This is a genomic window from Desertivirga arenae (assembly GCF_017355785.1).
Classification (GTDB): domain Bacteria; phylum Bacteroidota; class Bacteroidia; order Sphingobacteriales; family Sphingobacteriaceae; genus Desertivirga; species Desertivirga arenae.
In genome coordinates, this window is record NZ_JAFEWE010000002.1 from 395,766 (window position 1) to 416,911 (window position 21,146).

At 36.9% G+C, this 21,146-nt stretch carries 19 protein-coding genes; all 19 read left to right on the top strand.

Annotated elements, in window-relative coordinates; translation table 11 throughout:
* Positions 1 to 14: 14 nt before the first annotated feature.
* Positions 15 to 1,271, top strand: a complete 1,257-nt coding sequence (locus J4N24_RS05675; protein WP_207532693.1) for an ABC transporter ATP-binding protein — start codon at positions 15 to 17, stop codon at positions 1,269 to 1,271.
* A complete protein-coding gene (locus J4N24_RS05680) occupies positions 1,259 to 2,224 on the top strand; it encodes a glycosyltransferase family 2 protein (RefSeq protein ID WP_207532694.1) in 966 nt (321 codons plus the stop codon). The genes J4N24_RS05675 and J4N24_RS05680 overlap by 13 nt, the downstream gene beginning before the upstream one ends.
* Positions 2,217 to 3,419, top strand: coding sequence for an acyltransferase family protein (locus J4N24_RS05685; RefSeq protein ID WP_207532695.1), 1,203 nt, complete (start codon positions 2,217 to 2,219; stop codon positions 3,417 to 3,419). Before J4N24_RS05680 ends, J4N24_RS05685 begins: the two co-directional genes overlap by 8 nt.
* 77 nt (positions 3,420 to 3,496) lie before the next feature.
* Positions 3,497 to 4,582: a glycosyltransferase family 61 protein gene (locus tag J4N24_RS25840; protein ID WP_207532696.1), complete on the top strand. Its 1,086-nt coding sequence runs from the start codon at positions 3,497 to 3,499 to the stop codon at positions 4,580 to 4,582.
* The gene (locus J4N24_RS25785) at positions 4,576 to 5,106 is read left to right on the top strand and encodes an acyltransferase (RefSeq protein WP_207532697.1); all 531 of its coding nucleotides are present in this window, start codon (positions 4,576 to 4,578) and stop codon (positions 5,104 to 5,106) included. Before J4N24_RS25840 ends, J4N24_RS25785 begins: the two co-directional genes overlap by 7 nt.
* Positions 5,103 to 6,014 carry a glycosyltransferase gene (locus tag J4N24_RS05700; RefSeq protein ID WP_207532698.1) on the top strand — a complete coding sequence of 304 codons (912 nt, stop codon included), beginning with the start codon at positions 5,103 to 5,105 and terminating at the stop codon, positions 6,012 to 6,014. Before J4N24_RS25785 ends, J4N24_RS05700 begins: the two co-directional genes overlap by 4 nt.
* A 123-nt stretch (positions 6,015 to 6,137) precedes the next feature.
* Entirely contained in the window at positions 6,138 to 6,611 is a 474-nt protein-coding gene (locus J4N24_RS05705) for an acyltransferase (RefSeq protein ID WP_207532699.1), read from the top strand.
* Positions 6,612 to 7,550, top strand: a complete 939-nt coding sequence (locus J4N24_RS05710) for a glycosyltransferase family 2 protein (protein WP_207532700.1) — start codon at positions 6,612 to 6,614, stop codon at positions 7,548 to 7,550.
* 11 nt (positions 7,551 to 7,561) lie between these two features.
* Entirely contained in the window at positions 7,562 to 8,488 is a 927-nt protein-coding gene (locus J4N24_RS05715; protein ID WP_207532701.1) for a hypothetical protein, read from the top strand.
* Positions 8,464 to 9,432, top strand: a complete 969-nt coding sequence (locus tag J4N24_RS05720; RefSeq protein WP_207532702.1) for a glycosyltransferase family 2 protein — start codon at positions 8,464 to 8,466, stop codon at positions 9,430 to 9,432. Before J4N24_RS05715 ends, J4N24_RS05720 begins: the two co-directional genes overlap by 25 nt.
* A 1-nt stretch (position 9,433) precedes the next feature.
* Positions 9,434 to 10,627: a glycosyltransferase family protein gene (locus J4N24_RS05725; RefSeq protein ID WP_207532703.1), complete on the top strand. Its 1,194-nt coding sequence runs from the start codon at positions 9,434 to 9,436 to the stop codon at positions 10,625 to 10,627.
* Between the two features lie 6 nt (positions 10,628 to 10,633).
* Positions 10,634 to 11,599: a hypothetical protein gene (locus J4N24_RS05730; RefSeq protein WP_207532704.1), complete on the top strand. Its 966-nt coding sequence runs from the start codon at positions 10,634 to 10,636 to the stop codon at positions 11,597 to 11,599.
* 110 nt (positions 11,600 to 11,709) lie between these two features.
* Complete coding sequence (locus J4N24_RS05735) at positions 11,710 to 12,642, top strand: hypothetical protein (protein WP_207532705.1); 933 nt, start codon at positions 11,710 to 11,712, stop codon at positions 12,640 to 12,642.
* Between the two features lie 79 nt (positions 12,643 to 12,721).
* Positions 12,722 to 13,963, top strand: coding sequence for a glycosyltransferase family protein (locus tag J4N24_RS05740; RefSeq protein WP_242691522.1), 1,242 nt, complete (start codon positions 12,722 to 12,724; stop codon positions 13,961 to 13,963).
* A 38-nt stretch (positions 13,964 to 14,001) separates the two neighbouring features.
* Positions 14,002 to 15,177, top strand: a complete 1,176-nt coding sequence (locus J4N24_RS05745) for a glycosyltransferase family 4 protein (protein ID WP_207532706.1) — start codon at positions 14,002 to 14,004, stop codon at positions 15,175 to 15,177.
* The gene (locus tag J4N24_RS05750; RefSeq protein ID WP_369806200.1) at positions 15,164 to 16,594 is read left to right on the top strand and encodes an exosortase Y-associated Wzy-like protein; all 1,431 of its coding nucleotides are present in this window, start codon (positions 15,164 to 15,166) and stop codon (positions 16,592 to 16,594) included. Before J4N24_RS05745 ends, J4N24_RS05750 begins: the two co-directional genes overlap by 14 nt.
* Positions 16,595 to 16,596: 2 nt before the next feature.
* Positions 16,597 to 18,039: an exosortase Y-associated Wzy-like protein gene (locus J4N24_RS05755; RefSeq protein ID WP_207532708.1), complete on the top strand. Its 1,443-nt coding sequence runs from the start codon at positions 16,597 to 16,599 to the stop codon at positions 18,037 to 18,039.
* Between the two features lie 11 nt (positions 18,040 to 18,050).
* Positions 18,051 to 19,223 carry an XrtY-associated glycosyltransferase XYAG1 gene (locus J4N24_RS05760; RefSeq protein WP_207532709.1) on the top strand — a complete coding sequence of 391 codons (1,173 nt, stop codon included), beginning with the start codon at positions 18,051 to 18,053 and terminating at the stop codon, positions 19,221 to 19,223.
* Between the two features lie 21 nt (positions 19,224 to 19,244).
* Positions 19,245 to 21,086 carry a glutamine--fructose-6-phosphate transaminase (isomerizing) gene (gene glmS / locus J4N24_RS05765; protein WP_207532710.1) on the top strand — a complete coding sequence of 614 codons (1,842 nt, stop codon included), beginning with the start codon at positions 19,245 to 19,247 and terminating at the stop codon, positions 21,084 to 21,086.
* Positions 21,087 to 21,146 lie beyond the last annotated feature (60 nt).

Consider the following 21,146-nt stretch of genomic DNA (forward strand, 5'->3'; position numbering starts at 1 on the left):
CATAAAATTTAAAAATGAGTAAGATTGCTATAAAAGCAGAAAACCTGAGTAAAGCATATCAACTTGGGGAGTTTAGCACAGGGACAATATCAAGAGACATTGAGCGCTGGTGGGCAAAATTAAGAGGAAAAGAAGATCCCTTCCTTAAAATTGGGGAAACTAATGACCGTACAAGTAAAGGAACGAGTGATATTGTCTGGAGTTTAAAGGACTTGGATTTTGAAATAAACCAAGGTGATGCTATTGGTGTAATAGGAAGAAATGGTGCAGGGAAGAGTACACTTTTGAAGGTTCTTAGTAGGGTAACTACGCCTACAACTGGTTCTGTAAAAGTTAAAGGAAGAATTGCAAGTTTACTTGAAGTCGGAACCGGTTTTCATCCTGAACTAACAGGAAGAGAAAATATATATCTTAACGGAGCTATTCTTGGAATGAGAAAAGCGGAAATTTCAAGACATTTCGACGCGATCGTTGATTTTGCGGGCGTTGACCGTTACGTTGATACACCTGTAAAACGATACTCATCTGGAATGTATGTACGTCTAGCTTTTGCAGTTGCAGCTCATCTAGAATCTGAGATACTTATTGTGGATGAAGTTTTAGCTGTGGGGGATGCCGAGTTTCAAAGCAAATGCCTTGGAAAGATGAGTGAAGTAAGTCAAGGGGAAGGAAGAACTGTTCTCTTTGTAAGCCATAATATGGCTAGCATAAAAGCTTTATGTCAAAAAGGAATTCTACTAAAAAACGGAGGACTAGCATTTCAAGGTGACGTGAATGACGCAATTGAAAAATATGTAAGTAATACAAAAGTCACATCGCCAGAAGACATTAAAAGACTTAAAGGTAATGGAGAAGTTCAGATTTCTAATATACTCATCAATGATTCCTGTGAAACCTACGCAAATATTTTTGAAGATATAACGATTACTATTCCATTTGAAATTAACAACATAGGTAAGAGAAAACTTGAATTTTTTGTAATCATCTATGATAATGAAGAGCAAGCTGTACTCTCCTTTTTTCAAAAAGATTCGGGAGCGTTCACGTTAATTGATGAAACTCAGAGGAATGGCAGTGTGAGTTTCAGCTTGCAAAACCCCTTAAAACCTGGATCATATAAAGTTTCCGCTGGGATCTTTGATGAGCATCGCAATTTCCTAGATTGGATTGATTCGAATACACTGCTCAATGTTGAGTCTAACTTCCACTATGGCGGCCCTTTCGATAATCGTGCAGGTAATATTTTCATCCCCGTTCAATGGAAGATTTAGATTTTAAGGCACATCTGTCGTCAGTAACGAAGTTTCAGTATGGATTATTAGTTCCGTGCTATAATGCTTCCCGGTATGTAAATGATTTCGTGGCAACAATTGAGAATCAAACAAAACGTTTTGATGAAGTGATTTTCTTTGATGACTACAGTACGGACAATACTGTCCAACTTTTGGAAAATGCTGGCTACAAAGTACTGAAGGGGATTAGAAACGAAGGACCTTCTTTTGCTAGAAATGCTCTTGCTAACGCAACTAATTGTACTTATTTCCACTTTCATGATATCGATGATTTTCTGCATCCAGATTATCTGTTAAAAACCTCTCAAATTGCAGAAGAAAAGGAAGTGGATGTTATACTTTGCAACGTTGATTGGCTTGATAATTCTAAACAGAAGACTTTGATTAGTTGGAAGTACAGCAATCGGTTAATAAATCTTGATGCAATTAATTATACAATATCTCATCCAATTGGAGGAATTAATGGATTATATAAAAAATTGGCATTTAACAACATAAATGGGTTTAATAGTAACATTAAACTTTGGGAAGACGCTGATCTTCATGTTAGATTAGCATTAAACAACTCCAAGTTTCATGTTATAGAAGAAGTTTTATCTTTCGCTGTAAGAGGAGATAATACACTAAGTTCAAACCAGAGAAAAGCTTGGATAACTAGAGTAAATTTACTACGAGATTACTTCAATAAACATCGGTCCCAGATAAATCTGCAAGTGATAGGGTATGAGGCACAAAAAGCAGCATTTCAACTAGCACTATTACAGGACTTTAAAAAATCGAAGGAAGCATTTCTTTTAAGCGAACAATGTGGAGTATCAGTTCCAGATAAACAAACTTCAATTTGGAAGCTATTTCATAAACTGCCGGCCTGGCTGCGTATAGAATTAAGGGTACTACAACTGCGAATAGCATTTAGAAAAAATCGTGAATAATATAAATCATTTGAGGGCGAAACATGACTTTAATTTAGAAGGTTTAAGAGGACTTTGTGCATTAACCGTTTGTTATGCCCATCTCTTCACATTCAACTTCTTTCAATCAAAGTCAATTCCATTTTCTAACTTCTTCGAGCAGTTTCACTTCGCAAGTGTAGCTGTACTTATTTTTTTTATTCTTTCAGGTTATGTAATTGGAATCACATATCAGAACAGCATTTTTTCATACCCTGCTGTGGTTCTTTATAGCAAAAAAAGATTTGCTCGGCTCTATCCAATTTATTTGAGCTCTATATTATTAGCAATTTTATTTGGCGACCAGAAATTCACACTGTTGCAGTTTGTTGGACACCTCTTTTTTGTGCAAGATTTGGCAGTGGAAACAGTGAAAAGTAATGTTGTACTTTGGAGTCTCAGTTATGAGGTTATTTACTATTTGCTTTTTATTATTATATGGCGCTATAAAGCTATTCACCCATTATTAATAGCGTTTACCTTGCTTATTCTTTCTATATTTGCATTCGTTGCTGGTTACAATAAATGTTCTTCTTTACTTGTTGGCAGCACGTTCTGGCTTGTCGGTTTAAGCATCGCATGGAATTTAAAGCCAACTATGACTAAAGGAGTGGGAAAGGAACAAATATTAAGTCATTTGTTTATTCTGTTAGCTACTTATTCTCTAAACTCTGGCAGTTTCTATTTAAACCTTCTTCATATTCCTTTCAATAACGATCTTAAGATACCTTTATCTGACATATTTTACTTACCAATATGTGTCTTTATATTCCTTATAATTACTAGAAGAGAATTTAAATATTTAATGCAATTGAAAGCTGTTTGTTATATTATACCTAGTATTCATATTTCTCTATTAGTTTATTTCAAACATAATATTTTTGAAAAACAAATATGGTTTTGGGGAACAGTATACCTCTTCTTAGCAATTATATTATTTTTTATTAAAACAAAAATATCAATCTTTCAAAAGCTTTCGTACGTTGGAAGGATTTCTTATGCTATTTATGTATTACACTTTCCAATAGCTTATTACTTGAATATTCATTTTTGGTTAGGAGAAGGTCTATCTACATTTGCTTTTACCACTTTAATTTGGGTTTTATTAACATTTGTACTATCGTACATATTTGAAATGAAATTTCAACCATTAATTAAAAATTTTCTTTTTAAATAGTGAATTCATTAATAACTTCGTTTTTTCGCAAAGTAAGGGTGTACCTCATTAGGTTCTTAACTGGGAACCCATATAAGGTGGGAAGCTTATCCGCAATATCCGCGTATACAAACCCTAACAATCCCGTTGAAATAGCAGAAAGTCTTACATCTATTTTAAAAAAGGAAGCCGGTAACCCATATTGCTACGATTGCAGTTTTACTTTACCGCAAGGCACAGAGGAAAAGCGTCTTGGAGGAAAGCCAAGATTTAAGTATAAAGGAATTTTTCGTGAGCCAGATAGAAATCTTTACAGTGTTGAAAATGGTTGTATTTTAGGACCTTTAGGAGTCATTTATAGTCCTGAATCTCGAACCTATATAAATGAATCAGCAGAAGAATGGGTAACTCCATTAGACAAATCCCCCTATACAAACATTTTAAAGTTTCCAACAAAAAAATATCTATGTGGAACGGCGGTATCCTGTATTAGCTTAGGAGCAGACGGGGGCTTTTATCATTTTTTTTATGAAATGCTACCAAAGCTCTATTTCTTAAAGGAATTACTAAATGTTATTGATTACATAGTTTTGAATGGACCAGCTACAGTTTGGAAAGAAAAATGGTTAATCAGAGCTGAGGTTGATCTAAAAAAAATAATCTGGTTAGAAAACACCGACCACATACAATTTGATCAACTTCTTTTTACTAATCGGTTAGTCAATGATCAGCAGATAAGTCCTTGGTGCGTAACTGCTTTGAGGAACTTACTAAAAGTTCAACCTAGTAGTCGATTGGAAAGCTCTTCAATTATTTGGATAACAAGAAATAATGTTAAGTTAAGGAATTTAAGATGGGAAGATAAGGTATTGAATTTTTTCCCTTCCATAAAAAAAATAGATCTGTCATCGGTGAGTGATTCAGATGCGATAAAAGTTATCTCTGAAGCCAGTCATATTATAGCACCTCATGGCGCTGGCTTATGTAATATTATATTTTCAGAAGCAGGAACAAAGGTACTTGAGCTTTTTCCACTAGAGTCTAACTTCATTCCCTGTTATTCAAGATTATCTTCCATTTGCAATTTAAAACATCATGTAACATTTATTGATTTCAACGACGAATTTAATAAAGACAGAGGATTAGCTACCTTAACCGAGTTAATAAAAGATTTTCTATGTTAAAGATTATATCATTACTATACACCATGTTTTATAGATGGCGGGGAATTGTTGTAGAGCCTGAAGTAAAAATTTCTCCCTTTTGTTGTTTGTCTCGAGGATTCCTTAATGGCAGAAAAGGACACATCATTATTAACCGACGATCTGAATTATCTAAGGGGGTGGTGTTAAATGCTTATGGAGGAAATATAAAAATAGGAAGAAATACTTTTCTTGGAGAGTATACAATAATATACGGACATGGAAAGGTGACAATTGGGGAAAACGTTCTTATCGCTATGCATACTTGTATTGTGTCTTCGAATCACACTGTTCCTAACAGAGAACTAATCATTAGATCTCAGCCTGACATTTTACTTCCTGTTACCATAGGCGATGACGTATGGATTGGTGCCAACTGTTCGATATTAGGTGGTATAAATATAGGGAGAGGAGCTATTATTGGAGCAGGCAGTGTTGTCACCAGAGATGTTCCTGAGTTCGCAATTGTAGTTGGAAATCCTGCAAAAGTTATTAAGTACAGATGAGAATATCAGTCATAATTCCAACTTATAATCCAAATATCCACCGTTTAAGTAAAACGCTTGATGCATTACAACTTCAATCGCTACCAAAAAGCGAATGGGAACTTATTATTGTTGATAACAACTCTAGTAACTCTTTTTGGGAAGAGATTGATTTGAGCTGGCATTTGAACGCTCACCTAGTGAGAGAGCCGAAACCAGGATTAACGTACGCTCGGCTTAAAGGCTTTGAAGAAAGCAAAAGTGAAATTATTGTAATGGTAGATGACGATAACATTTTGGATGCAAATTATCTGCAAGAGGCCCTCAAAAATCTTGAAAACAATGCTGGATTAGGTGCAGTTGGAGGCAAGTCAATCCCTATGTTTGAGGTGGAATCTCCCTTTTGGTTGGAGAATTTCTTCGGAAACTTAGCTCTAAGAGACTTGGGCAATGACATTATTTTTGAAGAATGGAATAACAAGTATCCAGACTCAGCTCCTATTGGAGCGGGTATGATTATTAGAAAAGATGCGTTGAAAAGTTATGTTGATAAAGTTAAATCGGGAGTTAGTAGAATTACAGATAGAAAAGGTTCTTCATTAAGTTCTGGAGGTGACAATGATATTGTTATAGAGATTCTTAAATCAGGTTGGAAAACAGCCTATGTCCCCTCAATTTCATTACAACATATTATTCCAAAAGAACGGATGGAGGTACAATACTTAGCAAGACTTGTTCATGATACTAACATTTCTTGGGTAAAACTTCTTAATAGTCATAACATAAATCCCTGGAAAAAAATCCCTAGATGGACTTTGCCCTTAAGGATTGCGAAAGCTTGGATAACAGATAAAGCTTGGGTAAATGAAGTTAACTATATTAAGTGGAAGGGAACCTGTGGAACATTTAAGGGACTATCGGAACTGTAATTGCATGACAACCTCTCCCGTTCAGTTTTAAATAAGTTACCTTCCTTTTAAAGGCTTTAATATGTTAGAAAAACTTTTTTTGGTAACATAATCTCATCAATAAGGAAATCTATAAGCGAATATATGAGTTCTATTATTAAGAAGTTATACTATTTTATCTACTTCAAATATCTGAAGTTCAAAAGCGAAGAAATTAAATCCAAACTTGCATTTTGTGGTTCAAATGTGTCTCTACATCATCCCCTAGTGATTCATGGAGGAGAGCATGTGAAGTTAAATAACAATGTCGTTATAAACTCCTTTGTTCATATTTGGGGAAACGGGGGACTTGAAATAGGAGAAAATTCTATGGTGGCGTCACACGTTTCAATTACAACTTTGACTCATGATAAAAATACAGGCCTATATAACGAGAAAACAATCAGTAAGAAAGTTTTGATAGGGTCAAATGTTTGGATAGGCAGCCATGCAATAATCTTGCCCGGTGTCAGTATCGGCAATAATGCTATTATTGGAGCTGGAGCATTGGTTAATCGAGATGTGCGTGATGGAGATATAGTTGCTGGAGTACCAGCTAAATCAATAAAACAAAATTAGATGAAGAATCCCCCCCTACCCTCTTACGAGCAATATAAAAAAGACATAATTGGTAATGATATAAAATGGCCACTGTTAACAGTAAAAAGTTGTGAGACTGGCCTTCTTTCACTTCTTCCTAAGACTACTAAAAGAGGATGGCCTTGGAGTGAAGAAGTTCTACCGAGTGATTACTCATCTACAATACGTTGGCCGAAAATTACTGTAGTATCACCATCATATAACCAAGGAAAGTATTTTGAAGAAACTATAAGGAGTATTCTATTACAAAATTATCCTAATCTGGAATATATTATTTTTGACGGGGGTAGTAATGATGAAACGAGCGAAGTTATTAACAAGTACAGGAATTTTGTCAGCTTCGCGAGAAGTGAAAAAGATAGGGGGCAAAGTCACGCAATTAACAAAGGTTTTAGTCTAGCATCAGGAGAAATACTGTGTTGGTTAAATAGCGATGATTATTTTACAGAGGGGGCTCTCAAAAAAGTAGCTAAAACTTTTATGGAAACTGGTGCACAGTTTATTTATGGCGATAGTTACAACCTTAAAAACGAAAAGTTATACCCTTCTATCAGTCCAATAATTTTAGACAGGTACCTAAGCATTCCAGGGCTAGCACAACCTTCTGTCTTTTGGAGTTCATCTATTCATCAACCCATTTGGGAAGAGCTAAATTGTACAATGGATTTTGAACTATGGATGCGAATAGCAAAAGGGGTAAAAAAGAAATATATACACGAATTTCTTTCTATAGCTAGAGTCCATGATGAAGCTAAAACTTACAGCAGTGATGAAAAAATGAAAGAGAAGTGGAAAGAGGATCACGAAAGGCAATGGAACGTTTACGGTCCTATCAAGAACTGGGACAAGTTGAATAGAGAAAACAAGTATTTACAAAGAATATTTACAGTAATCCCTTACTTAAAATCATTCTTCTAATAAAAATCGAATTGATACAAAGACTACTTGATATCTTTTATAGGGATGCTAAATCCAAACTAAAACTTTACAACCGCTTTGGGGGCTATTTCAACTACAAGAAGATGTTGTTATCACAACAACACATGGAGAAGTTTTCAGAAAACCTTGCTCCAATTCTAAGCGATGAGATGGGGTTACCGGTCTATTTTCTTACCGGGAAGAAGTATTTATATCAAACTTTGTTTTGTATTTATTCACTTCGTAAATGCAGCACCCAAAAGTTTCACTTTGTCCTTGTTGATGATGGATCTTTCGACAAAGCTCTAATTGATCGCGTAAGGCGACAAATTCCAGGTTCCCGTATCATTCTTGCAGACGAAATTGCCATGAATATTGAGGCTAAGATTCCAATGGAGAAATATTCGTACTTACATAAGAAGAGACATGAGTATCCACACATAAAGAAGTTAACAGACATACACACTTCTAGTCAGCATGAATGGAAGATAGTGATTGATTCAGACATGCTCTTTTGGAGTGAGCCGAAAGAATTTATTGAGTGGATTAATCAACCAAAACAACCAATCTTTATGCTTGATTGTGAAGAGTCCTACGGATACTCGAGAGCTTTGATGAGTGAATTGACAGGAGCTAAACTGTATGATCTTTTAAATGTAGGGGTAATAGGCCTTAGAAGCAGCACTATCGATTGGGACAAACTAGAAATGTGGAGTAAGGTTCTTGAAGAAAGGGAAGGAACGTCTTACTATCTTGAACAGGCACTTTCGGCTATGCTAATTGGAGATCAACCAAGTACGACTCTTTCAAGAGCTTCTTATATTGTTAACCCCTCTAAGGAACAAGTTGAGGATGGGGAAGGCTGCTTGCATCATTATGTAGATTTGTCGAAAGAACATTATTTTAAAGTTGCATGGAAAAGAGTAGCAGGGGTATAAGCACACCTTTAGTTTCATTTTGCATTCCTTGCCATAACACTGAGCGATTTGTTGGAGAAACAATTGAATGCCTGCTAAAACAAAGTTATAGGAATATTGAAATTGTTGTAATAGATGATCACTCAACCGATAATAGCTTTTCGGTTATTGACTCATATAAAAAAGTATATCACGATAGAATTGTATTAGAGAAATCTTTAAAAAAAGGAGCTTCCGCCGCTAGAAATCAAGCTTACAATTTAAGTAAGGGAGATTTTGTTGTTTTTTTCGATTCAGATGATCTCGTAAATCCACATTATGTTAGCGAGCAACTTTCTGCTCTAAAATATTCTACCGATTCAGTCGTAATTTCAAAATGGGGCAGGTTTTACGATAACGATTTGAATACCTATAAAGAGGATCTTTTTATAGTAAAAAGAAATTTGAGTTTTCATCAATGGGTTCTAGAACATTGGACTGACGTGTCACATACTACGCCGCCAGGACGACTACTTATTCCTAGAAAAATCATTGAAGTATCTGGAGGATGGAATGAAGATCTAAGCCTTAATGATGACTTTGAATTTTTTACTCGTATTTTCTGTAATAGCAAAAATATTATCTACAATAACGATAGCACATTTTATTATAGGTCAGGAATTGGAGGTCTTTCGTCCAAAAAATCAGATAAAGCCTATTTCTCATACTTCCAATCAATCAAAATATCCATAGAAAAGACAAAGGAAACTCTGGGAGAAGAAAATGCTCTTAGACGAGCTTATGCAAATATATGGAAAATGTTTATCTACGAGGTTTATCCACGACTACCAGAATTAACAATAATCGCAGAAAACGAAATTAAACAGCTTGGCGGCGCTACAATTAAATTTCCAGCTGGAAGAAAGACAAAGGCATTAGTTGCTTTACTTGGTTGGAAAGTTGTAAAAAAGATAAAAACTAGATAAAATGTCTAAAATAGTAATTGTTAGCCATACTCACCTTTGTCGTAACCCTAGAGTCTATAAAGAAGCAAAGGCACTTGACCGTGCTGGATATGAAGTAAAAATTCTAACTGCGATCTATTCAGACGATTTAGCTGAAGAAGACGCCATGTTATTGATAGGAACATCAGTAAAGTATTCCTTTTATTCCGATCTTAGATTATCATCATACAGAGCGCTTACAGACAGATTAATCAGGAAAGCAGCTTCCTATATCCTAAAGAAATGGGGAATTGAATCAAAATATACACTCGGCTACGGCGCCTCCCGGCTGGCGGAAATTTGTAAGAAAGAAAAAGCAGATTTATATATTATGCACCAAGAACTACCAACCGTAGTTGGAGCACAATTACTAGAGAAGAATTTTCCTGTCGCATTTGATATAGAAGATTTTTATTCCGAAGATTTACTACCCTCAGCTCGTCAGTCTAGGCCTATTAAACTTCTTAAATTTGCAGAAAGTATGGCCTTAAATAAAGGTATTTATACCCTTACTACCTCTGACGCACTTTCAGATCATCTATATCAAGAATATAAAGGAAAGAAAGCTTTCACAATCAGAAATGTTTTTGCCGTAGAAGACGTGCTACCTAGATTTGAAGATCATTTAGTAAAACGGCTTTATTGGTTTTCGCAAACTATTGGGCCTGGAAGAGGACTGGAATTACTTATTAGTTCGGCTAACCTAATCGAGACTCCTCTTGAAATTCATTTAAGAGGGAATGAGGTCCCTGGTTTCATAGCAGAATTAAACAGCCAATTGGAACCAAAACATTCTTTAAAAGTTCATCCACTATTAGAAAACGACAAGCTAACTAAAGATATGTGTAATTACGATATCGGCCTTGCTCTAGAACCATTGGAACCTTTAAATAAATTGCTAACAACATCCAATAAGTTGTTTCACTATCTTTGCGGTGGGCTTCCTGTAGTAATAAGTCCAACCATAGGACAAAAAGAAATAATGGAAATGCAGAGTGAGAAGTGTATCTTCTCATTTGATTCCATGACTGCATCAGCTCTAGCAAGCACAATACAATCCATCCTAAGTAGTGATATTTTAAAACTGAAACAAGTTGCATTTGAACTTGCCTGCGAAAAATTCAACTGGGAGATCGAAGAAAAGAAATTATTAAAAATAGTCAATAACTCCGTCTAATATACGATGAGGCCACCACTAGATTGCACATTACAAATAAGTTTAGCTCCGAGTGATTACGAACATGCTAAATACCTTCTTCCTCATCAAATTGCTGCTTTAGGTACACAAGTAGATGAAGTACTTTTAACTATTGATTCAAAGAGAAGTAGGGGACGCTTTGGAGAGAATTGGAACGAAAATCAAGAGAAATTGAATGACTTGATTAATACTTTACAGAAAACATCTCCGAATATAAGGAAGGAAATAGTAGATTATAGTACTGGAACTAGACAAGCAATTAGTAAATTATTTTTCGAAGGCTCTCTTATTCCTGATAAAGATTTTAGAGGAGGACCCTTCTATTCCTATTTCTTTGGACTCTATAAAGCATCATCAAAATATGTCTTTCATATTGATTCAGATATATTTTTGGGGGGCGGTAGTCAAACATGGGTGGCTGAAGCTTTAGATATGTTTCATCGCTCCGATACCATTTTCCTAGTCTCTCCTTTACCAGGGCCACCTCATCCTGAAGAAAAACTAGTCGATCAAATAATTCTTGAAAAAACAGGAAGATTTTCCTTTGCTCTAAAGGGAATGAGCACACGAGTTTATTTATTGAATAAGGAAATATTCAATAAAGCTAAACTTACTTTGCAAAAGCCAAGTTTGCGGAATCAAATTAAGGCGTTGGTGGAGGGAAACTCTAACGCAGATCTTCCAGAACACCTTATTTGGAATTTCATGGATAAACATAGACTTAGAAGAATTGATTTTTTAGGTATAGAACCGGGATTATTTACCTTACATCCTCCATATAGAACCCGTGATTTTTATAAACAGATCCCTGATCTTCTTGATAAGATTCAAAATAGTGAGTTTCCAACTTCCCAGTACGGATTCTACGACATTGTAGACGAACTGGTAGACTGGACGGAGGCCAAAGACAGAATCAAAGAAAATAGATGGTGGAAGCGGCTTATTAAATAGTTCCCAAACTATAAATAACGTATAAGATTCCAGGCCTCCTCAAAAATATAATTAAAAATAAAATCTATTATTAGATTTAGCATTAGTAGTTAAAAAATAAAAAAGTCAAAATGAGATATTCTCTTGTAACATTATGTGGGTCTTACAATCTTAGTAAACATTGGGTATGGCCTTGCTTCGAAAGCTGGAAAAACGCAACGAATGTCGATATCGATTCCTACTATTTGATACCCGATGCATACTTAGAGGAAAAAGACCAAAAAGATCTTGAGGATTTCGGTTTTCATGTTTTCAATTCTCAAGAAAGCAAGGAAAAGATAGAAAATACTCTCAACAAATATCCGTCCTTGAAAAAATTGAGAGAAGACGATCTTACTTGGAGGAAAATCTTAGACACATGTATATTACTACCAGATAAAGGAAAAATTGTTCTGATCGATTCCGACGTGTTAGTTGCATCGCCATGCGTTCTTCCAGAGGGGGATTTTGATATCTGTTACATGAGGGAAGATATTCCAGCGTACCGTGCAAATTGGAAAATTGTTTGGAACGAAAAGATGGTTCCTGCTTTCAACGCTGGTTTAGTAATTTTCGATCCTGCGACTATCGATTTTTCATATCTTGATTTCCTAAGCAAACAATACTTCCTACAATGTAAAGATTACTGGTGGTCGGAACAGTCAGCTTGGGCCTGCCTAGCAGGGAAAATGGATAAGAGGATGTTATTTGACGGAAGGCAAGTGAGGGTCTTAAGTGGATTTAAAAAGAGGACTGTTGAAGAAGTAATAAATAACAAGTACAACATCTTCGTTAATAATGATAAAATTCAGTCTTTCGAAGAATTTAAGCCGTTTGTGGATGGAAGTACCATTATCCATTTTGCAGGCCTTGGCAAACACTGGTTTACTGAGAGTGAGCAGTTTTTAAAAGAAAGTAAAAAAATATCAGAACCAGTAAAGATCATGGCCAATGAAGAAGCAACTCTAAGCTTACGTGAGAAACTAATTATTGGGTTAAGATTATTTCTTAAAGAACTGAAATAAGAATTCTTATTAAACTTCAAAACTGTTGAGAAGAGTACTGATAATTTCACCGTATTTTCCACCCTCAAATGCGGCCGATATGCAGAGGGTTAGAATGAGCTTGCCGTATTTTGAGGAATTTGGATGGGAAGTTGAAGTCGTGAGCGTAGAACAGCGACACTCTGACTTTAACAAAGATAAGTTCTTAACAGAAGCTCTGCCATTTAATCTACAATTACATGCGGTTAATGCTTTTTCAAAAAAGCTCACATCAAAGATTGGACTTGGGAGCATAGCTATTCGTTCGTTATGGTATTATAAAGAAAAAGTTAATTTTCTGCTTGAAACTAAAAAATTCGATTGTATTTATTTTTCTACAACTCAATTTCCCGTTTGTATATTAGGTGCATATTGGAAAAAAAAGTATAAAATCCCTTATGTCATTGATATGCAAGATCCGTGGCATTCTGATTATTACAAAGACAAACCGAAGAACGAACGTCCACCTAAGTATTGGTTCGCATATAATTTAAATAAAATTCTCGAGCCGATTGCACTGAAATCTGTAGATGGATTAATAAGTGTTTCCGAGGCCTATATAAGCACTTTAAAAAAGAGATATCCCGTAATTCAGGATATACCCTCTTCTACTATCACTTTCGGCGCATTTGCAAAAGACTTTGAGATAGCTAACAAACACGAAAAAGAATTACCTTCAGCAATTAAACGAAATCCTGGTGAAATTTCAATTGTTTATGTAGGCCGAGGCGGGAAGGATATGCATCCAGCCGTAAAATTATTCTTCAACGCATTCAAGGAAGGTCTCGATACTCATCCAGAAGTATTCAAAGATTTTAAAATGTACTTTATTGGTACAAGTTATGCTGCAGCAGGAGAAGGTAAACAAACGATTAAGCCGTTAGCAAAACAACTAGATCTTGATCAATTTGTTGAGGAACGTACTGATAGAATATCATTTTACCAGACCTTAAATACTCTGAGAACAGCGAATGTTTTATTTATACCCGGTTCTGACGATCCTCAATATACGGCATCGAAGATTTACCCATATTTAATGGCGGAACGGCCTTTAATAAGTATTTTTCACCCTGCTAGTAGTGCAGCAAAGATTATTAAGGATTGTGAAACTGGCTTATCTTTGACGTTTGGAATGGAAGAAGCAACCTTGAGAGAGGAAATCAAAACATATCTAACGTTAATAGCTACAGGGAAAGTCCAAGCTAAGCCTCCCAAAAAAGCAGTTTTTGAGGAATATTCGGCCAAAACTATGACTAAAAAACAGGTTGAACTTTTTGAACAAGTTTTACAAAAAAGACTATAGTAACTTTCGAAATCGAAGTTTTAAAGTTGAAAAAACACATGAAGAGACTAGCTATAGTGAGCACGCATCCAATCCAGTATTATGCTCCAGTATTTGCACTACTAGCAAAACGCGTCGATTTGAAAGTATTTTATACTTGGGGAGAAAAAAGTACTCAAGCTAAATATGATCCAGGGTTTGGAAAGGTTGTAAAATGGGACTTACCCCTACTTGAGGGTTACGATTATCAATTTTTAGAAAATTCTTCGGCCAACCCAGGTAGTCATCATTATAAAGGAATACAAAATCCTTTTATCATTGAACAAATAACAAGGTTTGAACCTCACGCGATTTTGGTCTTTGGCTGGGCCTACTCCTCGCATCTCAAGGTATTAAGGCATTTTTGTGGAAAGGTGGAAGTATGGTTTAGAGGAGACTCTAATCTGATCGATGGTCAAAAAGGACTAAAAGCAGTTTTAAGAGAAATATTTTTACGGTTCGTTTATTCTAAAATTGATAAAGCTTTTTTTGTCGGATCAGCAAATAAGGAATATTTTTTAAGGTATGGCATTAAGGAGCAACAACTAATCTTTGCACCACATGCAATAGATAACCATCGATTCGAAATTGGAAGGGACAAAGAGGTTTATGTTCTTAAAGAAAAAATGGGAATCAAAGACGACGAAGTTGTTATTTTATTTGCCGGCAAGCTAGAGCCTAAGAAAGATCCCGAACTTCTGCTACAAGCATTCATGCTGCTCAACAGACCTAATACTCATCTTTTGTTTGTCGGCAATGGAATTCTCGAAAAAAAACTTAAGAAAATATCGGATGAGTGGTGTACCCGAAATAATAACAGTAGAATTTCGTTTCTAGATTTTCAAAATCAGCAAATGATGCCCGTAGTATATCAAGTTTCCGATCTATTTTGTTTACCATCAAAAGGGCCAGGCGAAACTTGGGGGCTAGCTGTAAATGAAGCAATGGCCTCAGGTAAAGCCGTATTAGTTTCAAGCAAAGTTGGGTGCGCTATGGACCTTGTGCATAAAGAAAACGGGGCGGTATTTAAATCGGGCGATCTAATGGACCTTAAAGACAAGTTAGATACACTTTGCCGTTCAAAATCCAACTTATTAAAAATGGGCATGTCGAGTAGAGTATTAGTACAGTCTTGGTCATTTGAACGTCAGGTTGAGGTGTTTGAAAAAAACTTAGTGATATATGGAGGTCAGTAAAGGCCTAAAGTCATCTCTAATCTTCAGTCTATTTATCCCTTGGCTGTTGGCAACGGTTTTAAAAGACTTTCCTATAATATCCTACTGGATATCATGGGGTGGTTCATTTTTTATTTTCTTTCAGACTTGGGCTTCTTCTTCAAGATTCGTACTTCCTGATATCCCTGTTTATAAGCAGATAATGAGGCCATTATTTCTTCAGCAATTTATTTTCGCTGGATTTATGTGCTGCACTTCCGCCTTTTATTTTTTAGACAAAACCGGTTACATTTACCTCGAAAAGGTTCAGGATATTGATATTCGCCAAGAGTATGATAATCTAGCTCTTATTGCATATTGTCAGCGCTTATCTGTCCTAGCGCATGCATCTTGGGTAACTGGTATTCTTATAATGCAAGAAAAGCATTTGAAAAATCGACCTCAATTTGTTGCTGTAGATTCAAAGACCAGAGGGGATTGGCTGGTTCCTATATGTCTAATTACCTTTACCCTAAGCCTTGCGATGGAAAGGATATCTGGCTTATTTCAATTCTCGATTGGACTATACAATGTTGCTATTTTTAGTGGTGCAGTAGTCTTAGTAAAGGGAATAAGACAAAGAAAACCTTTTTTAGGAATAATTGGTGGTTCTCTATTCATCGCTAATCTTATTAATTCTACTTTAACAGGATATAAAGAGCATATTATTGTTAATTTTATTATTCTTACTTGTTTACTTTTTCCTTATTACCGAAAAACAGTATTCTCCATTTCAATTCCGATTTTTGTATGCTTGTTTTACGTATTGCCTACTTATGTAAATACAGTTAGGTCACAAGCGTGGTTTGGAGAATCTTCGGCCGAAGACGCTAGAACAGCAGCGTTAGATGCTGTCTTTGATTCTGATCCACAAGTAATTCGAGAAACTAACTGGATGTTCCTTACGTACAGATTAAGTGAAATCGATATGTTTAAGGATTTTGTATACTCAACTCCAACGGAGATCCCATATTATGGATTGGATATTTTAAAAAATTCGCTTACTGTAATTATTCCTAGAGCCCTATGGCCAGGTAAGCCTATAACAGAAGCTTTGGCGATGGAGAGAGTTTACAATGCTGGAATAGTTGAGCTAGAGTCAAAAGTATCAGCAAAAACACGTCCAGTAGTTGATGCTTATCTAAGTGCCGGTAGTCTAGGAGTTTTTATTTATATGATACTTCTTGGCTTTATGAGTCAAGCCCTCTCTAACATGTCAGAAAATTTATTCTCTGGCTACGAAACAGGTTGTGTTATTTTTTACAACGGTTTTTTTCAGCTTCTCTGGCGGGGAGAGACCACCGAGTTTCTAATTAATAGTGTTTTTTGGAGTATGGTGATGATGCTAATTGTTTTTAGAATACTTAAGAGCGTTAATTATTTAAAAAAATCCAATTAAAAATGAAATACCCTTTAAAGTCGGGATTCATTCTCAGTCTATTTTATCCATGGCTCGCTTCTGTTCTATTGCAAGCTGCACCAATCTCCTCCTACTTAATCGCCTGGTTAGGCTCTTTCTTCATTTTTTATCAAACTTGGTTCTCAAAAGATAGCTTCGTATTAATGGATCTACCGAAAGAGAAACAAATTATGCGGCCTCTATTTCTCCAACAAGCAATATTCGCCGGCTTTATGTGCTGCACATCCATCTTCTATTTCATTGATGCTATGGGATATAAATACTTTGATCAGGTAGCAAAAATGGATCTAATACAAATAAATGAAGGCTTGGAATTAGTTGCAAAATGTCAAAGATTCTCAGTTTTAGGACATGCGGCACTAGTTACTGGTATACTTCTAGGTCAAAAGAAAACGTTAGGCAAAGGAATAGACTATGTTCCAATAAAAATTATTTCAATCGATAATTGGATTATTAGAATTGGAATAATTAGCTTCATTATTAGCTTTATACTCGAAAAAGCTCCCGGCTTTTTTCAATTTTCTTTGGGCTTTTATAATGTTACAATTTTTTGTGGTGCAGTAACTTTTGTAAAAGGTATACGGAACAAGCATTTTGTAATGCTTGGATGGGGCGGATTTATATTTATTGTAAATTTGGCAATAGCTAGTTTAAGTGGATACAAAGAACCTCTGATTGTAAATTTTATTATTTTATTTTGCCTTCTATACCCTCATTATAAAAGAGAGGTTTCTCTTATTGCCGTTCCCTTTTTCGCTTTGCTATTTTATTTTGCACCTACATATGCAATCGTAATACGGAAACAAGCTTGGTCAGGAGAAACAACTGCTGAAAACGCCAGACAGGAAGCAGTTGAAACTATTTTAGATGAGGAAAATACCCTTGAAGAGACCAATTGGACTTTTTTAACTGGAAGACTAAGTGAAATAGGTATGTTCACTCAATTTGTCAAGACGACCCCCGAAACAGTTCCGTATTATCACCTTGACATCATTACCAATGCTATTATCTCTATAGTCCCGAGAGCTCTTTGGAAGGAAAAACCAATTACAGAGGAAGTTGCTATGCAACGAGTGTATGATGCAGGAGTTATAGACAACCGATCCGTGGTATCGGCGAAGGCTCGTCCCATTGTAGATGCTTATTTAAGCGGAGGAATAATAGGAGTTATAATTTATATGTTCAGTTTCGGCTATCTTTCCCAATCACTTTGTAATAAAGCTGAAAGATTATTCGGGGGATATGAGACTGGGGGAATAATTTTCTTTAATGGTTTTTTTCAAACTGTTTGGCGGGGTGAGACAACGGAATTTATGGCTAACACTATTTTTTGGGCGTTTATTGCTATGATAATATTCTGGCTTGGCTTGAGGTTAACAAACTATATTGAGAAAGCCAACCCACTTGATTACACAAAGATCTAGAACGATACGTTTTGAAAATTTTTCAACTTAACGCTTCCTATAAGCCTGCCTACATTTACGGCGGTCCCACCATGTCAGTATCTAAACTTAGCGAAGAGATTGCTAAACAAGGCATTCCAATAGAAGTAGTTACAACTTCAGCAAACGGGTCTGGGGAACTTGAGGTCGAACTTGGAAAGAGCGTTCAGGTAGATGGAGTTGATGTAACTTACTATCCTAGAATAACGAAAGATCATACACACCTTAGTCCCCAACTTCTTTCGGCTCTTTCATCGAAACTAAAGGTTTCGAAAGCAAAGGCTGAGAGCCCAGTTATTCACGTACATGCCTGGTGGAACCTGGTTTCTATGTTCTCTAGCTGGATAGCAAGAGGGAAAAAGGTTCCCGTAATCTTATCCCCGCGGGGAACTCTTAGTGGTTATTCTTTTTTAAACCGTAATTCAGGAGTGAAAGATTATATTCATAAGTTCCTGGGTAAAGGCTTGTTGGAGTATAGCTACTTCCATGTAACTAGCGAAAAGGAAAAAAGGGATATCGAACGTTTGGTAAAGCCGAAGGGGGTGTTTGTGATTCCAAATTTTGTCCGCATTCCTTCTGAGGTTAAAGCTGAAAGGTTAAAGCTGAAAGGTTCAGACGAGAAGCTAAATCTTCTATTCATTTCTCGTGTGGAGGAAAAAAAAGGATTGGAGCTCCTTTTTGAAAGCTTGAAGGAATTTAAGGCTAATTGGGTTTTAGATATTGCGGGTTCTGGTGAGGAAGCTTATGTAAGTAAACTAAAATCGATAACTGTAGAGTTAGGTATTTCAGAAAGAATTACCTGGCTGGGGCATGTGAATAATGAGCAGAAATTCCAGGTGATGGCAGAACATGATGTGATGGTCCTCCCCTCTTTTGATGAGAACTTTGCGAATGTAGTAGTAGAATGTTTAAGTGTGGGCACTTCAGTTTTACTTACTCGTAACGTTGGGCTTGCGGATTACGTAGAGGCAGAGGAATTAGGTTGGGTTTGTGAAAGAACAAAAGAGAACTTACTTTTGCAGCTTTCTAAAATTAATAGCAATCGCTCGAAAATAGAAGAGATCAGGGAGAAAGCTCCTCTAATCATTAGGGAAGACTTTAACGAGGAGAAACTGGTGAAGCAGTATATTGCTATGTATGAAGAGGTGCTGAGACAATCTAAATAATATTATAATTATCAATTAAGTATGTGTGGAATAGTTGGCTATATTGGCCATCGTCCTGCCTGGGACATTATTGTAAAGGGGTTAAAGAGATTAGAATACCGTGGCTATGACAGTGCTGGTATCGCTCTTATCAATCAAGAAAAAGGTTTAAGAACGTATAAAAAAGCGGGTAAGGTATCAGACCTGGAGGCTTTTGCGGCAGATGTAGATAAGGCCGGTTCTATCGGAATGGGTCATACCCGTTGGGCTACTCATGGTGCTCCTTCTGATCGTAACTCGCATCCGCATAGCTCTGGAGATAGAAGGCTTTCTATCATCCATAACGGAATTATCGAAAACTATGCTATCCTTAAAGAGGCTTTACAAGCTAAGGGGCATGAGTTCCGCAGTGATACCGATACTGAGGTTCTGATCCATCTGATCGAGGAGATTCAAGCTTCTGAGAAATTAGACTTGTTTGAGTCTGTTCGTATTGCGTTGAAGGAGGTTGTGGGTGCTTATGCTATTGTGGTAATGAGCGAGGATGAACCGGATGTATTGGTAGCGGCAAGGAAAGCGAGCCCGATGGTGATTGGTGTTGGTGATGGTGAGTATTTTATCGCTTCAGACGCCTCTCCTATTATTGAATACACCAAAAACGTGATCTACCTGAAGGATAACCAGATTGCCTATGTTAAAAAGGATGAGCTGGTGATTAAGGGTACTGACAATATTGTTGATACTCCTTACATCCAGGAACTGGAGCTTAAGCTGGAAATGCTGGAAAAAGGCGGCTTTGATAGCTTTATGTTGAAGGAGATCTATGAGCAGCCGCGGTCTATCCGTGATTGTATGAGAGGCCGCATTTATCCGAAAGAGGGAAAAATACAGCTGGGTGGTTTGAATGAATATGCGGATAAGCTGAAGAACATTGACCGCATCATCATTATTGCCTGTGGTACGTCATGGCATGCTGGTCTGGTTGCTGAATACTTGATCGAGGAGTATGCACGGGTACCGGTTGAGGTAGAGTATGCTTCTGAATTCCGTTACCGTAATCCGATCATCACTGAAAAGGATGTGGTGATTGCGATCTCTCAGTCGGGCGAAACTGCGGATACTTTAGCGGCTATTGAGCTGGCGAAGGAAAAGGGTGCTACCATTTTGGGTGTTTGCAATGTGGTGGGTTCTTCTATTCCTCGTTCTACGCATGCTGGTGCGTATACGCATGCTGGTCCTGAGATCGGTGTTGCTTCTACCAAGGCTTTCACTGCCCAGGTGACGGTTCTTACCTTGATTTCTTTGTTCCTTGCTGAGAAGCGTGGTACGCTGGGCCAAACGCAGCGTGTGCAATTGCTGACGGAGCTGGAAGAGATCCCGGCATTGGTAGAGAAATGTTTGGAGGCGAATGAGCATATTTTAAGCATTGCCGAGAAGTTTAAGGATGCTACGAACTGTTTATTCCTTGGTCGCGGTACGGGTTTCCCGGTTGCGCTGGAGGGTGCTTTGAAATTGAAAGAGATCAGTTATATCCATGCCGAGGGTTATCCTGCTGCTGAGATGAAACATGGTCCGATTGCTTTGATCGATGAGGAGATGCCGGTAGTGGTGATTGCTCCGCAGAACTCTTCGTACGAGAAGGTGATCAGTAATATACAGGAGGTGAAAGCGAGAAAAGGTCAGGTGATTGCTATCGTTACCGAAGGAGACAAGGAGGTGAAGAAAATGGCGGATTATACGATCGAGATCCCTGCTGCTAACGAGGCTTTCTTACCGCTGATCGCTACTATTCCGCTGCAATTGCTGTCGTACCATATTGCGGTGCTGCGTGGTTGTAATGTGGATCAGCCAAGGAATTTGGCGAAGAGTGTGACGGTAGAGTAAGGGTTGGTGCTACTTGGTCTTAGCGGGACGCTAAGACCAGGACTGTTGCTGCTGATTCTG

Excerpts from the sequence above, each read along its gene's own strand:
- J4N24_RS05675 (WP_207532693.1), top strand. The coding sequence starts at position 15 with ATGAGTAAGATTGCTATAAAAGCAGAAAACCTGAGTAAAGCATATCAA.
- J4N24_RS05680 (WP_207532694.1), top strand. The coding sequence starts at position 1,259 with ATGGAAGATTTAGATTTTAAGGCACATCTGTCGTCAGTAACGAAGTTT.
- J4N24_RS25785 (WP_207532697.1), top strand. The coding sequence starts at position 4,576 with ATGTTAAAGATTATATCATTACTATACACCATGTTTTATAGATGGCGG.
- J4N24_RS05700 (WP_207532698.1), top strand. The coding sequence starts at position 5,103 with ATGAGAATATCAGTCATAATTCCAACTTATAATCCAAATATCCACCGT.
- J4N24_RS05705 (WP_207532699.1), top strand. The coding sequence starts at position 6,138 with ATGAGTTCTATTATTAAGAAGTTATACTATTTTATCTACTTCAAATAT.
- J4N24_RS05710 (WP_207532700.1), top strand. The coding sequence starts at position 6,612 with ATGAAGAATCCCCCCCTACCCTCTTACGAGCAATATAAAAAAGACATA.
- J4N24_RS05720 (WP_207532702.1), top strand. The coding sequence starts at position 8,464 with ATGGAAAAGAGTAGCAGGGGTATAAGCACACCTTTAGTTTCATTTTGC.
- J4N24_RS05725 (WP_207532703.1), top strand. The coding sequence starts at position 9,434 with ATGTCTAAAATAGTAATTGTTAGCCATACTCACCTTTGTCGTAACCCT.
- J4N24_RS05730 (WP_207532704.1), top strand. The coding sequence starts at position 10,634 with ATGAGGCCACCACTAGATTGCACATTACAAATAAGTTTAGCTCCGAGT.
- J4N24_RS05735 (WP_207532705.1), top strand. The coding sequence starts at position 11,710 with ATGAGATATTCTCTTGTAACATTATGTGGGTCTTACAATCTTAGTAAA.
- J4N24_RS05740 (WP_242691522.1), top strand. The coding sequence starts at position 12,722 with ATGCAGAGGGTTAGAATGAGCTTGCCGTATTTTGAGGAATTTGGATGG.
- J4N24_RS05745 (WP_207532706.1), top strand. The coding sequence starts at position 14,002 with ATGAAGAGACTAGCTATAGTGAGCACGCATCCAATCCAGTATTATGCT.
- J4N24_RS05750 (WP_369806200.1), top strand. The coding sequence starts at position 15,164 with ATGGAGGTCAGTAAAGGCCTAAAGTCATCTCTAATCTTCAGTCTATTT.
- J4N24_RS05755 (WP_207532708.1), top strand. The coding sequence starts at position 16,597 with ATGAAATACCCTTTAAAGTCGGGATTCATTCTCAGTCTATTTTATCCA.
- glmS (WP_207532710.1), top strand. The coding sequence starts at position 19,245 with ATGTGTGGAATAGTTGGCTATATTGGCCATCGTCCTGCCTGGGACATT.